We start from the raw sequence: 12,992 nt of genomic DNA, 5'->3' as shown, positions 1-12,992 counted from the left end.
TCCGCGGTGGCGCAATCGGGGAATTCCGCGACACAGTGGCGGTCGCGCATCCGGCCGCTCGAGCACGCGTTGCCTCGCCTTTACCGGGAAACGCCGGCCGCGTTCGGCGGCACGGGCCTCCGTCTACGCGGCATATGTGGCGCGTCTTCGGGACGCGGGACCTCGTTTCGCGCGATCGGCTCGGCGCTCAGCCCAACACCTTTTCCGCCGCCGCGATGGCGGCCTGGGCATTGCCCGCATCCTTTCCGCCGCCCTGGGCCATGTCCGGGCGGCCGCCGCCACCCTTGCCACCCAACTCGCCCACGGCTGCGCGGACAAGGTCCACGGCGCTGACGGTTTCGGTCAGGTCCGGTGTCACGCCTGCGGCCACCGCCGCCTTGTCGCCCGCATCGGCGATCAGCAAGACGGCCCCGCTGCCCATCCGGCCCTTCATGTCGTCGATGATACCGGGAAGGTCCTTGCCGGTCACCCCGGACAGCACCTGAGAGGTGAAGGGTATACCATTGATCTCCCGTGCGTCGGGCCCGTTCGATCCGCCGCCGCCCATCGCAAGTTCGCGTCTGAGCTGCGCAACCTCGTTCTGGAGGGCGCGACGCTCCTCGAGGACCGTCCTGAGGCGGTCGGGTACGTCGTCCGGCCGGGTTTTCAGCGCCAGCGCCGCTTCGGCCAACCGGTGGTCCTGCCCCGTCAGATAGTCCAGCGCGGCCTGCCCGGTCAGCGCCTCGATCCGGCGAACCCCCGCGCTGGAGGCGCTGTCGGACAGGCACACGAAGGCGCCGATATCGCCGGTCTGGCGCACATGGGTGCCGCCGCAAAGCTCGATCGACCAGGTCTGCCCGTCCAGCCCCTTGCCGGTCTCGGCCTTGCCCATGGAAACGACACGCACCTCGTCGCCGTATTTCTCGCCAAAGAGCGCCTGCGCACCCAGCGACCGGGCATCATCGGGTGTCATGATGCGGGTGGTGACGGGGCTGTTCTGGCGGATCATCCCGTTCACGCGGGTCTCGATCGCGCGGATCTCGTCCAGAGAGATCGGCTTGGCGTGGCTGAAGTCGAACCTCAGACGGTCGGGCGCATTGAGCGAGCCGCGCTGCGCGACGTGATCCCCCAGCGCCTCGCGCAGGGCTTCGTGCAGCAGGTGCGTGGCAGAGTGGTTGGCGCGGATCGTGGTGCGGCGGGCGTGGTCCACTTCCAGTTCCGCGCCCTGGCCCGTGGACATCTCGCCTTCGGTGACCTCCGCGAAGTGGATGAAGACCCCGGCGGCCTTTTTCGTGTCGGTGATCCGGGCTGCGCCGGTGTCCGTCGTCAGCGTGCCGCTGTCGCCCACTTGGCCGCCGGCCTCTGCGTAGAAGGGTGTCTGGTTGCAGACAACCTGCACGGTCTCGCCCGCCTTGGCGCTCTCGGTCCTGTCGCCGCCACGGACGATCGCGACGACCTGGCCCTCGGCCTTTTCGGTGTCATAGCCCAGGAAATCCGTCGCCCCGTGCTCATCTGCGATGTCGAACCAGACGTCGGCGTCCGCCGCCTCGCCCGATCCGGCCCAGGCCGCGCGCGCCTTGGCCTTCTGTTCCGCCATTGCCGCATCGAAGCCATCGGTATCGACCTGGATTCCTCGGTCGCGCAGGGCATCCTGTGTAAGGTCCAGCGGAAACCCGTAGGTGTCATAGAGCTTGAAGGCGGTTTGCCCGGCAAGCGCCTCACCTTCCTTCATGTCCGAGGTTTCCTCGGCCAGCAGTTTCAGGCCCCGGTCAAGGGTCTGGCGAAAACGCTGCTCTTCCCCCAGCAGGGTTTCCTCGATCGTGGCCTGGCGTTCGCTCAGTTCCGGGTAATGCCCGCCCATCTGCTTGACCAGTTCCGGAACAAGCCGGTGCATGACCGGGTCCTTTGCGCCCAGCAGGTGTGCGTGGCGCATGGCCCGGCGCATGATCCGGCGCAGCACGTAACCGCGCCCCTCGTTGCCCGGCAGCACCCCCTCGGCGATCAGGAAAGAGGTAGAGCGCAGGTGATCGGCAATCACCCGGTGATGCACGTTGCCACCGCCATCGGGGTCCACGCTCGTGGCATTCGCGCTGGCCTCGATCAGCGCGCGCATCAGGTCGGTGTCGTAATTGTCGTGCTTGCCCTGCAACAGCGCGCCGATCCGTTCCAGCCCCATGCCGGTGTCGATGGACTGCATGTCCAATGCTTTCATTGAACCGTCCTCGAACTGCTCGTTCTGCATGAAAACGATGTTCCAGATCTCGATGAAACGGTCCCCGTCCTCGTCCGGGCTGCCCGGCGGGCCGCCGGGAATGTGATCGCCGTGATCGTAGAAGATTTCCGTGCAGGGGCCACAGGGGCCGGTCGGCCCCATCTGCCAGAAGTTGTCAGCGGTATCGATGCGGATGATCCGGTCGTCGGGAACGCCGATCTTGCGCCACAGCGCATGGGCCTCGTCATCGGTATGGTAGATCGTTGTCAGCAGGCGCGACGGGTCGATGCCGAACTCCCGGGTCAGCAGTTCCCAGGCGAAGGGGATCGCCTCGGCCTTGAAATAGTCGCCGAAGCTGAAATTTCCCAGCATTTCGAAGAAGGTATGGTGCCGGGCGGTATAGCCGACATTGTCCAGATCATTGTGCTTGCCGCCCGCCCGCACGCACTTCTGGCTGGTGGTGGCGCGCTGGTAGTCGCGATGTTCCAGGCCGGTGAAAAGATTCTTGAACTGCACCATCCCGGAATTGGTGAACATCAGCGTCGGATCGTTGCGCGGCACCAGGGGCGAACTGGGCACGACGGCGTGGCCCTGACGCTTGAAATAGTCGAGGAAAGTGCTGCGGATATCGGCAAGGCTGGTCATGATCGCATCCCGGGGTTTATGGCCGGTCAGAAATAGCCTTGGGCCGCGCGACTGTCCACAGGGCGCGGATGCGAAAGGGGCACCGGCCAAACGACCGGTGCCCCCGATTTTCGGTCTGTCGCGCCGCCCGGCGCTCAGCCCTCGACCAGGGCGTCGTCATCGCCATCGGGCGGCGAGTCGAACTCCAGCCCGTGGGCGGCGCGGATCTTGTCCTCGATATCATGGGCGATGGCGGCATTTTCCTTCAGGAAGGTCTTGGCGTTCTCGCGCCCCTGGCCGATGCGCTCGTCACCGTAGCTGAACCAGGCGCCCGATTTCTCGACCACGCCGGCCTTTACGCCCAGGTCGAGAAGCTCGCCGTTCTTCGATATGCCCTCGCCATACATGATGTCGAATTCCACCTGCTTGAAGGGCGGAGCGACCTTGTTCTTGACGACCTTGACGCGGGTGGCGTTGCCCACGACCTCGTCACGGTCCTTGACCGCGCCTATGCGCCGGATGTCGAGCCGCACGGAAGAATAGAATTTCAGCGCGTTGCCGCCGGTGGTGGTCTCGGGGCTGCCGAACATGACACCGATCTTCATGCGGATCTGGTTGATGAAGACGACCATGCAGTTGGACCGGCTCATCGAGCCGGTCAATTTGCGCATCGCCTGGCTCATCAGGCGGGCCTGGACACCGACGCTGCTGTCGCCCATGTCGCCCTCAAGCTCGGATTTCGGGGTCAACGCGGCGACCGAGTCGACCACGATCATGTTGACCGCGCCCGATCGGACCAGCGTATCGGTGATTTCCAGCGCCTGTTCGCCCGTGTCGGGCTGCGAGATCAAAAGCTCGTCCAGGTCGACACCCAGTTTCTTGGCATACTGCGGATCAAGCGCGTGCTCGGCGTCAACGAAGGCGCAGACGCCGCCCTTTTTCTGTTCCTCGGCCACGGCGTGCAGCGTCAACGTGGTCTTGCCCGACGATTCGGGACCGTAGATCTCGATGATGCGGCCCTTGGGCAGCCCGCCGATGCCCAGCGCGATATCCAGGCCGAGCGACCCGGTCGAGGTCGCCTCGATGTCGCGCATGGCATTGTCGCCGCCCATCTTCATGATGGACCCCTTGCCGAATTGCCGCTCGATCTGCGCCAGGGCGGAATCGAGGGCCTTTTGCTTATCTGCCGATGCTTTGTCTGTCATGTTGAGGAGATCTGCCGTTGCCATGTGTGAAACCCTTATTCCATACCCGCCCGCGGGCAGCAATTGGTGCCGTGTTCGCGTCTTGTTCCACGGTATGGGACCAAAACAGGAACATTTCAATAGAATTCTTAACCATGAGCATGCGGCGCCAAGGTTAACAGCAGGTTTATGCCGAGGCGCGGCCCCTGACTCAGCCGGGCGCCGCGCAGGCCTCGCCCAGCACCTCGGGCAGCGCGAGCAACCCGTGTAGCCCGCAGTTGCCCTCGACGAGGTCCGCCAGGGTCAAACGATCCAATTCGTCGTAGAATGCCGCGAGCGCCCGCGTCAGGGCATGGCGCAACCGGCATGTGCCAATCAGCGGGCAGGTGTTCGTCTCGGGGTCGAAGCATTCCGCGAAGGGGATGTCGGCCTCGAAAACGCGAAACACCTCGCCCATCGAGATTTGCTCGGGCGGCGCGGCCAGCCGGAGCCCCCCGGTGCGGCCGCGCACCGTCTCGATGAACCCCCCCGCGTGCAGCAGGTTGACCACCCGGGCGATATGGTTGGCCGAGGCGTTGCAGGTCTCAGCCACCTCGCCAGACCGCACGAGCCGCCCCTCGTTGACCGCGCAGAACATCAGAACGCGAGAGGCAAGGTTGGTCCGGGTTGTCAGGCGCATGTCATGGATCCATCTTCTTGGAGCTGTCGGCCAGCCGGTCGATTTGTCGCATATACCGTGCCGGATTTGATTGATCCAGATCAGAGACCGGAACCTGCGCGCGCGCCGATCGTCAGCGCCCCTGCCCCACCATGAGCCCCTGCAAAAGGCTGGTGGTCAGAAAGACCAGCGCCGCGACACAGACAATCGACGGCCCCGCCGGCGTGTCGAGGACATAGGCCGCGCGCAGCCCCACGATGGCCGAGCCGCTGCCGAGGACTGCCGCGATCAGGGCCATCTGTTCAGGCGTGCGGGCCAGCGGCCGCGCCGCGGCTGCCGGAATGATCAACATGGCCGCGATCAGCAGCACGCCGACCACCTTGATCGCCACGGCCACGGTGATCGCAAGCGCGAGGGTCAGCACCAGTTGTTCGCGGCGCGGGTTTATACCGCTGGCATGCGCCAGTTCCTCGTTCAGGGTGGCGGTCAGAAGCGCCGACCAGCGCCAGCCGATCAGCCCGACGACCAGCGCCGCGCCGCCCCAGATCACCGCCAGGTCGCCGCGCGACACCGCCAGGATGTCGCCAAAGAGATAGGCCATCAGGTCGATGCGGATTCCCGACAGGAAGGACACCGCGACCAGTCCGAAGGCCAGCGCCGAATGCGCGAGCACCCCAAGCAGCGTGTCCATGGCATAGCCGCGCCCCGACAGCGCCGTGACGGTCAGCGCCATGGCCAGGGCCACCGCCATGGCCCCGGCAAAGATCGACACCTGCAAGGCCAGCGAAAGCGCCACGCCGAGGATCGCCGCATGCGCGGTGGCATCGCCGAAATAGGCCATCCGGCGCCAGACCACGAAACTGCCCAGCGGGGCCGCGGCAATGGCCACGCCGACCCCGGCCAGCACGGCGCGGGTCATGAAATCGTCCAGCATCACTCGGCGGCCTCCTTGCCGGGCTGGTCGTGGGTGCAGGCCCCGTCATGGTCGTGACTGTGGTCGTGATCGTGCCGGTAGAGCGCCAGCGCCCCCCCCGTGCCGCTCCCGAAGAGCGCGCGGTATTCCGGCGCCGCCGAAACCACCGCCGGGGTGCCCTGGCAACAGACATGGCCGTTGAGGCAGATCACCCGGTCCGAGGCGCTCATGACGACGTGCAACTCGTGACTGATCATCAGCACCGCGCAGCCGGTCCCGTGCCGGACCGCGTCGATCTGGGTATAGAAGGCGGCAGAGCCGGGCTGGTCGAGCCCCTGCGTCGCCTCGTCCAGCAAAAGAAGGTCCGGCGTCTCGATCAAGGCACGCGCCAGCAGGACGCGCTGGAACTGACCGCCCGACAGGCCCGCCATCTGCCGCTGCAACAGGTCCGGCACACCGGCACTCTCGAGCGCGCGGGAACAGGCGGCCCGAGAACTGCGGCCCGGCAGGCGCAGGAACCGCTCGACGGTCATCGGCAGGGTCCGGTCAATGTGCAGTTTCTGCGGCACGTATCCGACCCGCAGGCCGGGCTTGCGGCGGATACGCCCCGCCGTGGGGCGCAGCGCCCCGATCAGCGTGCGCAGCAGCGTCGTCTTGCCAGACCCGTTGGGGCCGACCACGGTGACGATCTCTCCCGGCTCGATCGCGAAGGACACGTTGCGCAGCACCGGATCGGCGCCGTAGCCCGCGCTGAGGCTTTCCGCGGCGATCAGGCTCATTGCGCGCCACCGTCCTGGCAGGCGGGGCAGAGGCCCTCTGCCTCGACCACCGTGCGCTCGATACGGAACCCGGTGGCGCGCGCGGCCTTGCCAAGGCTGCCGCGGGCGGGTGCGGCCTGGGCCTCGGCCACCGATTCGCAGGCACGGCAGATCATGAAGGCGGGCGTGTGCCGCGCGCCGGGATGGGCGCAGGCGATGAAGGCATTGAGGCACTCGATCTTGTGCGCAAAGCCGTTGGCCACCAGGAACTCCAGCGCCCGGTAGGCTACCGGCGGCTGCGAGCCGAATCCCGCACCGCGCAGCCGGTCGAGCATATCGTAGGCGCCCAGTGCGCGATGCTCCTGCAGCAGGATTTCCAGCGCCTTGCGCCGCACGGGGGTCAGACGCAAGCCTTCGGCGGCGCATTGGGCCTCGGCCTGGGCCAACCCGTCGGAAATGCAACTGGCGTGGTCGTGCGTCCCGAAGCCCACCGGCTCGGCGGGATGGTCGGGGCTTCTCTCGGTGCCTGTATCGGTGCCCACTTCAAGGCTTGTCATGTTATCTCATATCATCTATTCAGCCACTAATGTTACACAATCACATGGAGACGCCGATGTCCAGAACCCGCCTGCCCCTCTCTGTCGCCGCCACGCTCATGGCCGGAACCGCGCTGGCCGATGTGCCGGACGTGGCCGTGGACATCGCGCCTGTTCATTCGCTGGTGGCACGCGTCATGGAAGGGATCGGCACCCCGGACCTGATCGTCGCCCCGGGCGCCACCCCCCATGAATACAGCCTGCGCCCCTCCGAGGCCGCCGCCCTGCAAGAGGCCGACCTGGTCTTCTGGATCGGCCCCGGCCTGACGCCATGGCTGGCGGACGCCATCAGCACCGTGGCCACCGGCGCCGCGGTCACCGAACTGCTAGAGGCCGATGGCGTGACCCGGTTGCCGATCCGGGAGGGCGCGTTGTTCGAGGCGCATGTCCACGATCATGGAGAGGAAGAGCACGCCCACGACGAGCATGACAACCATGGGGACGAGGGTCATGATGATCACGGGCATGATAATCATGACGATGAGGGCCGCGGCGACCATGAGGACGCCCACGCGGGCCATGATCACGGCGCGCATGACCCCCACGCCTGGCTTTCGCCCGACAACGCCGCCGTCTGGCTGAACGCCATCGCCGCCCAGCTTTCGCAAGCCGACCCCGGCAACGCCGGCGCCTACTTCGCGAATGCGACGGCAGCCCGCGCGGAGCTGGACAGCCTGTCGAACGACATCGACGCGATGCTCGACCCGGTGCGTGATGGCAGGTTCATCGTCTTTCACGACGCCTACCAGTATTTCGAGTCGGCCTTCGATCTGCCCGCCTCTGGGGCAATCTCGCTCTCGGACGCGACAGATCCGAGCCCCGCGCGCATCGCCGAAATCCGGGCCCGCGTCGACGAACAGGGCGTGACCTGCGTCCTGGCGGAACCGCAGTTCGACCCCGGCATCGTGACGGCGGTCATGGAAGGGTCCGAGGCCAGCACCGGAGTGCTGGACCCGCTGGGGTCGGACCTGGCGCCGGGACCGGAGCTTTACCCCGCAATGATGCGCGGCTTGGCCAGCACACTGGCCGACTGCCTGTGACCCGGGCGCGGGCGGCCGGTGGCGCCGCCCGTCCCTGCCCTCTCAGGCGTCGCGGTCCATGATCCATTTCACCGCCGGATCGGCCTGGAAACGCCACTTGCGCAGCGGGCCGGCCATGACGTTGAGATAGTACATCTCGAACCCGTAGGGCGCGCCGCAGGGGTGATGCCCGCGCGGCACCAGCACCACGTCGCCGTCGGAAACGGCCATGGTCTCGTCTAGGGTCCCGTCCTCGGTGTAGACCCGCTGCAGGCCGAAGCCCTGCGACGGGTTGAGGCGGTGGTAGTAAGTCTCTTCCAGGTAGGTGATGCGGGGGTAGTCATCCTCGTCATGACGGTGGCTGGGATAGGACGACCAGTTGCCGTCGGGGGTGAAGACCTCGGTGACGAGCAGACGATCGGCGTAGTCCTCGCCCTCCATGGCGATGTTGTTGATATAGCGCGTGTTGTTGCCCTTGCCGCGCTCGGTCAACTCGATGCCCTCGGGGCCGATGCGGCGGGCCGGATGCCCGCCGGTGCCCGGGGCGGAACAGACGGCTATGGTGCAGTGGGTTTCGGCAACCGCCGACCAGTCGCTGTCAGTCGGCACGTAAAGGCAATGCGGCGGGGTCTTTTCGAAGACATCCATCCGGTCGCCCAGCACGCCCCAGTCCTGCCCTGCGGCCTGCATCCGTGCCTTGCCCTCGACCATGACAAGGATCGCTTCGCGCTCGCCCGTGGTGTCGGCGGCCGTCTCGCCCGGCTGCAGACGGTGAAGCGAAAAACCGACATAACGCCAGCCGGCGCTTTCCGGGGTGATACGGTGGACTTCACCATGGGTACCGAAAGGTCTGCACAGAAGGTCAGCCATCATCCTTGTCCTTGTAGTTCTCCGGGTCGAAGACCAGGAAGAATTCGTAAACACAGAGCCCACCGAAGGCGCCGAAGATCGCGGCCCATCCGGCGTTGCCATTGACCAGTTCGAACAGCGCCCAACCAAGCGCCACCCCCGTGACGACCGCCCGCGTCGCGAGCGGCCGAAAGAAGGGGTGGCGCAGGTTGAACACCCGCTCAGGCCGCCTGCCGGGCCTGCTGGTCGGCCAGGGTGCGCGCGAACTGCGCGGCGGTCCAGCCTTCTTGCAGCGCCTGGCGCATGAAAGCGGCCATGCTGGGCGGGGCCAACCCGCCAACCGGCGGATCGGTGTCGAGGTTGGTCGGGAAGGGGTAGCCCTCGGCGCAGGCGGCGATCGCCGCGTCCAGGTCGGTGACCCCCATCGCGCCGCCCTGCTTGAGCTTGACCAGCTCGGGTAGCAGGGCCTGCGCCATGGTGCGGCGGTCCACCGCTTCCAGCGACCGGCCAAAGGCCGACGAGACCTGAAGCAGGTTCACCAGGCGTTCGACATCGGCGGTGCGGTTCTCGCCGCCGGCATGGAACACCGCCGGGTTGAAGAAGACCGCATCGCCCTTTTCCAACGGCACCTGGACATGGGCCTCTTCGAACCAGTCGCGAAAGCCCTCGTCATGAAAGGCCACATATCCCGGCCCGTAAAGCTGGCTGAAAGGCAGCAGCTTGGTCGGTCCGCTTTCCACGGCCATGTCCACATGGGCGACGGCCCCCTGAAGCGTCAGGGTCGCGGTCACCTCGTGGGCGTGGGCGGGATAGCGCATGGCCTCCTCGGCACTCATGAACCCCAGGTGATAATCCCGGTGTGCCGTCTGCGCCTTGCCGCCGGGCCGGACCTGATTGACCTGCGCCGTCATCTGGTAGTTCGGACCCAGCCAGGCCTCGGCCGCTGCCGCCAAGGACGCGTTGCCGAAATAGAGGGCAAAGCCTTCGGGGTCCTTCACGCATTGTTTTTGCAGCGAATTCCAGATCCGGTCATTGGCTCCGGCCGCGGCGAAATGATCGCCCTTGCCGGCCGCGGATTCCCGTTCCTCGACGATGATCCGTCGGAAGATCTCGCTGGCCCGGTCGATGACCGAGGTGTCCGCATAGGCCCGTTTCAGCGCGATGACACCCGCCGAGGACCGAAAGACACGACCCCATTCCGCCAGCAGGGCGCGGCGGCGTTCCGGGTCCTCCAGGGCGGGACGCAGGCTCTCCATGTCGTAGAGCGGGACATTCTTCTCGATCCCCGCGGCATGGGGGACATCCCCCGCTGTCAGGTTCTGCGAGGTCAACACCTTGAATTCGTCCAGATCGCAGGACTCCCGGTCGAAATAGCCGACGTGCCCGAGTTCCGATTTTACCATGATTTCCTCCTGCAGTTCATGGTGGTGGTGTTGACCCCGCGCGGGGGCCGGCGAAGCCTAGTGCCCGATCTCCAGCCCCGAACGGGTGCAGATTTCGGCAAGATGATCGAAGCCCATTTTCGAGTAGCGATGCGGTGGCGCCTTGGCCGGGTCCTGTTCGGCCTCGACCACGATCCAGCCGTCGTAGTCCATCGCCTTGAGACGATCCGTGATGGGTTGGAAGTCGATACAGCCCTCCGGGTCGCCCGGCACCGAGAAAACACCGTGCGCCACACCGTCGAGAAAGCTGCGATCCTCGGCCCGAACCCAGTCCAGTACCGGCTGGCGCACGGTCTTGAAGTGCACGTGGCTGACCCGGTGCCCCCATCTGTCCAGCACGGCAAGCGGGTCGGCCCCGGCAAAGTGCAGATGGCCGGTGTCGAACAGCAGCGTCAGATCGGACGTGGACCCTTCCATGAGCCAGTCGATATCCTCGGCATCCTGCACCATCGCGCCCATGTGGTGATGATAGGCCAGACGGCAGCCCCGCTCGGCGGACCATTTCGCCAGCTCCGACAACCGGGCCGCGTAGCCCATGACCTCGTCACGGGTCAACTTGGGCCGCTGGCGCACAGGGCGGTCCTGGTCGCCCTGGATGGTGTTGGAACACTCCGCATAGACCAGGCAGGGCGCATTCAGCGCCGCGAACTGGTCGACCTGGGCCCGGATCGTCGCCTTTTCCGTCTCCAGGTCGTCAAGCATGAGGTTGCCCGAACACCAGCCGCCGCAGAGTGCGACGCCGTAGCGGTCGAGATAGGCACGCAACCCCTCGGTATCCGGCGGCATCCGACGGCCGCGTTCGACGCCCGAATAGCCGATCCGGCCCGCGTCCTCCATCGCACCCTCGGTGGTGAAATCCGCCGTGAGCGCCGGCAGGTCGTCGTTCTGCCAGGCGATCAGGGATATACCCAGTTTCACACTCATCAATCGGCCCTTTGCGTCGCTTTGTTGGCCTCGTAACGGGCGCGGGCCTCGGCGACCTCGGCACGGTCGGACACCTCGGGCGTGCCCACTTCCCACCAGGTGCCGCCGTGTTCGGTGCTGGGATAGGGATCGGTGTCGATAACCACGACGTAGGGCCCGGTGACGTCGTGGCGCCGGGCCAGCGCCTCTTCCAGCTCGGCGATGCTGGCAACCTTTCGCGCGGTGGCGCCCATCGCGGCCGCATGGGCGGCAAAGTCGATGTTCGAATTCTCGCCGCCGACCGCGTGGTCGAGCATGCAATTGAACTCGGCCCCGCCCGTGCCCATCTGCAAGCGGTTGATGCAACCGAAGCCGCGGTTGTCGGTGACGACAACGGTGAAGCTGACGCCCATCATCGCCGCCGTGGCCATTTCCGAATTGGCCATCATGTAGGTGCCATCGCCGGTAAAGCAGATCACGTCGGCCCCGGGCTGGGCCATCTTGATCCCCATGGCGCCCGGGATCTCGTACCCCATGCAGGAAAACCCGTATTCCATGTGGTAGCTTCCGGGCCTGCCCGCCTTCCACAGCTTGTGCAGCTCGCCCGGCATGGTGCCGGCAGCGCACATGGCGACCGTGTCCTCGGTCGCCTGCCGCTGGACCGCGCCCACCACCTGCATGTCGGTGGGAAGCTGGTTGGTGTCCTCGGGCGGGGCGGTGACGGGATCGACCTTGGCAAACCAGGCCGGTTTCAGTCCCTCGATGTCGCCCGGCGCAGTATGCCCCCCCAGAACGGCGCCCAGTTCTTCCAGCCCGGCCCGCGCATCGGCCACCAGTGGCACGGCACTGTGCTTGGCCGCATCATAGGCGGCCACGTTCAGGCAGGCGATGCGGCGATCGGGATTCGCGAAAAGCCCCCAGCTGCCCGTGGTGAAATCCTGGAAACGCGTGCCCACGCCCAGCACAAGGTCGGCCTCGGCGCAGACGGTATTCGCCGGTTCGCCACCGGTCACGCCGATGGGACCAAGGTTCAGCGGATGGTCCCAGGGCAGCGCGGATTTGCCCGCCTGGGTTTCCGCGACGGGGATGTTGTGGGTCTCGGCAAAAGCCCTCAGCGTCTCGGTCGCGCCGGAATAATGCACGCCGCCGCCCGCAACGATCACCGGCCGCCGCGCGGATTTCACGACATCGGCCATGGCCGCCAGCTCGGTCGCGTCGGGCCGCACCCGGCGGGGCCGCCAGACCTGCGGTTCGAAGAAGCTGACCGGGTAATCATGAGCCTCGGCCTGGACGTCCTGGCACAGCGACAGCGTCACCGGGCCGCAGTCGGCCGGATCGGTCATGGTGCGAAAGGCGCGCGGCAGCGCGGTCAGCAAATGCTCGGGCCGGCTGATCCGGTCGAAATAGCGGCTGACGGTCTTGAAGGTGTCGTTCACGCTGGCCGTGCCATCACCGAAATTCTCGATCTGTTGCAGCACCGGGTCCGGACCACGATTTGCGAAGACATCCCCGGGCAACAGCAGCACCGGCAAGCGGTTGACATGCGCCAGCGCCGCCGCCGTGACCATGTTCGTCGCCCCCGGACCGATCGACGATGTCACCGCCATGGCCCGCTTGCGCCGCAACTGCTTGGCGTAGGCGATGGCGCAATGGGCCATGGTCTGTTCGTTGTGCCCCCGGTAGGTCGGCAGCACGTCCTGCACGGGATAGAGTGCCTCGCCCAGGCCCGCCACGTTGCCATGGCCGAAGATGGCCCAGCAGCCGGCGATGAAGGTCTCGCCATCCTCGTTCTTCTGCGCGGCGATATATTTCACCAGCGCCTGCGCGGCGGTCAGTCGGATCGTCTTGACCATTG

At 66.4% G+C, this 12,992-nt stretch carries 12 protein-coding genes; 1 reads left to right on the top strand and 11 read right to left on the bottom strand.

Going from position 1 to position 12,992, the window contains the following annotated elements:
* Positions 1-187: 187 nt before the first annotated feature.
* The 6 genes from alaS to VJ897_RS11390 form a co-directional block, all read right to left on the bottom strand.
* Entirely contained in the window at positions 188-2,836 is a 2,649-nt protein-coding gene (alaS, locus tag VJ897_RS11415) for an alanine--tRNA ligase (protein ID WP_324055791.1), read from the bottom strand.
* 134 nt (positions 2,837-2,970) lie between these two features.
* Positions 2,971-4,044, bottom strand: a complete 1,074-nt coding sequence (gene recA / locus VJ897_RS11410; protein ID WP_324055790.1) for a recombinase RecA — start codon at positions 4,042-4,044, stop codon at positions 2,971-2,973.
* 166 nt (positions 4,045-4,210) lie between these two features.
* On the bottom strand, positions 4,211-4,678 hold the full coding sequence (locus tag VJ897_RS11405) for an RrF2 family transcriptional regulator (RefSeq protein WP_324055789.1): 468 nt from the start codon (positions 4,676-4,678) through the stop codon (positions 4,211-4,213).
* Positions 4,679-4,790: 112 nt separating this feature from the next.
* Positions 4,791-5,591, bottom strand: coding sequence for a metal ABC transporter permease (locus tag VJ897_RS11400; RefSeq protein ID WP_324055788.1), 801 nt, complete (start codon positions 5,589-5,591; stop codon positions 4,791-4,793).
* Positions 5,591-6,349, bottom strand: coding sequence for an ATP-binding cassette domain-containing protein (locus VJ897_RS11395; protein ID WP_324055787.1), 759 nt, complete (start codon positions 6,347-6,349; stop codon positions 5,591-5,593). Before VJ897_RS11395 ends, VJ897_RS11400 begins: the two co-directional genes overlap by 1 nt.
* Positions 6,346-6,885: a transcriptional repressor gene (locus VJ897_RS11390; RefSeq protein ID WP_324055786.1), complete on the bottom strand. Its 540-nt coding sequence runs from the start codon at positions 6,883-6,885 to the stop codon at positions 6,346-6,348. The genes VJ897_RS11395 and VJ897_RS11390 overlap by 4 nt, the downstream gene beginning before the upstream one ends.
* Positions 6,886-6,941: 56 nt before the next feature.
* Here VJ897_RS11390 and VJ897_RS11385 point away from each other — a divergent pair, with 56 nt between their 5' ends.
* Entirely contained in the window at positions 6,942-7,964 is a 1,023-nt protein-coding gene (locus VJ897_RS11385; RefSeq protein ID WP_324055785.1) for a zinc ABC transporter substrate-binding protein, read from the top strand.
* Between the two features lie 42 nt (positions 7,965-8,006).
* Here VJ897_RS11385 and iolB read toward each other — a convergent pair whose 3' ends face one another.
* From iolB to iolD, 5 genes are read right to left on the bottom strand one after another with little or no spacing between them, the layout of a single operon-like run.
* Positions 8,007-8,813 (bottom strand): 5-deoxy-glucuronate isomerase, encoded by an 807-nt coding sequence (gene iolB / locus VJ897_RS11380; RefSeq protein WP_324055784.1) that lies wholly within the window; start codon positions 8,811-8,813, stop codon positions 8,007-8,009.
* On the bottom strand, positions 8,806-9,009 hold the full coding sequence (locus tag VJ897_RS11375) for a hypothetical protein (RefSeq protein WP_324055783.1): 204 nt from the start codon (positions 9,007-9,009) through the stop codon (positions 8,806-8,808). Before VJ897_RS11375 ends, iolB begins: the two co-directional genes overlap by 8 nt.
* 4 nt (positions 9,010-9,013) lie before the next feature.
* On the bottom strand, positions 9,014-10,195 hold the full coding sequence (locus tag VJ897_RS11370) for a phytanoyl-CoA dioxygenase family protein (RefSeq protein ID WP_324055782.1): 1,182 nt from the start codon (positions 10,193-10,195) through the stop codon (positions 9,014-9,016).
* Between the two features lie 57 nt (positions 10,196-10,252).
* Positions 10,253-11,158 carry a myo-inosose-2 dehydratase gene (gene iolE, locus VJ897_RS11365; RefSeq protein ID WP_324055781.1) on the bottom strand — a complete coding sequence of 302 codons (906 nt, stop codon included), beginning with the start codon at positions 11,156-11,158 and terminating at the stop codon, positions 10,253-10,255.
* A complete protein-coding gene (gene iolD, locus VJ897_RS11360; protein ID WP_324055780.1) occupies positions 11,158-12,990 on the bottom strand; it encodes a 3D-(3,5/4)-trihydroxycyclohexane-1,2-dione acylhydrolase (decyclizing) in 1,833 nt (610 codons plus the stop codon). Before iolD ends, iolE begins: the two co-directional genes overlap by 1 nt.
* Positions 12,991-12,992 lie beyond the last annotated feature (2 nt).

Source organism: Salibaculum sp. (assembly GCF_035270045.1).
Taxonomy (GTDB): Bacteria; Pseudomonadota; Alphaproteobacteria; order Rhodobacterales; family Rhodobacteraceae; genus Salibaculum.
This window is presented reverse-complemented; position numbering and strand designations above follow the sequence as displayed.

Bases quoted from the DNA above. Each gene is read 5' to 3' on its own strand.
- alaS (WP_324055791.1), bottom strand. From the start codon at position 2,836: ATGACCAGCCTTGCCGATATCCGCAGCACTTTCCTCGACTATTTCAAG.
- recA (WP_324055790.1), bottom strand. From the start codon at position 4,044: ATGGCAACGGCAGATCTCCTCAACATGACAGACAAAGCATCGGCAGAT.
- VJ897_RS11385 (WP_324055785.1), top strand. From the start codon at position 6,942: ATGTCCAGAACCCGCCTGCCCCTCTCTGTCGCCGCCACGCTCATGGCC.
- VJ897_RS11370 (WP_324055782.1), bottom strand. From the start codon at position 10,195: ATGGTAAAATCGGAACTCGGGCACGTCGGCTATTTCGACCGGGAGTCC.
- VJ897_RS11390 (WP_324055786.1), bottom strand. From the start codon at position 6,885: ATGACAAGCCTTGAAGTGGGCACCGATACAGGCACCGAGAGAAGCCCC.
- VJ897_RS11395 (WP_324055787.1), bottom strand. From the start codon at position 6,349: ATGAGCCTGATCGCCGCGGAAAGCCTCAGCGCGGGCTACGGCGCCGAT.
- iolB (WP_324055784.1), bottom strand. From the start codon at position 8,813: ATGGCTGACCTTCTGTGCAGACCTTTCGGTACCCATGGTGAAGTCCAC.
- iolE (WP_324055781.1), bottom strand. From the start codon at position 11,158: ATGAGTGTGAAACTGGGTATATCCCTGATCGCCTGGCAGAACGACGAC.
- VJ897_RS11400 (WP_324055788.1), bottom strand. From the start codon at position 5,591: ATGCTGGACGATTTCATGACCCGCGCCGTGCTGGCCGGGGTCGGCGTG.
- VJ897_RS11405 (WP_324055789.1), bottom strand. From the start codon at position 4,678: ATGCGCCTGACAACCCGGACCAACCTTGCCTCTCGCGTTCTGATGTTC.
- iolD (WP_324055780.1), bottom strand. From the start codon at position 12,990: ATGGTCAAGACGATCCGACTGACCGCCGCGCAGGCGCTGGTGAAATAT.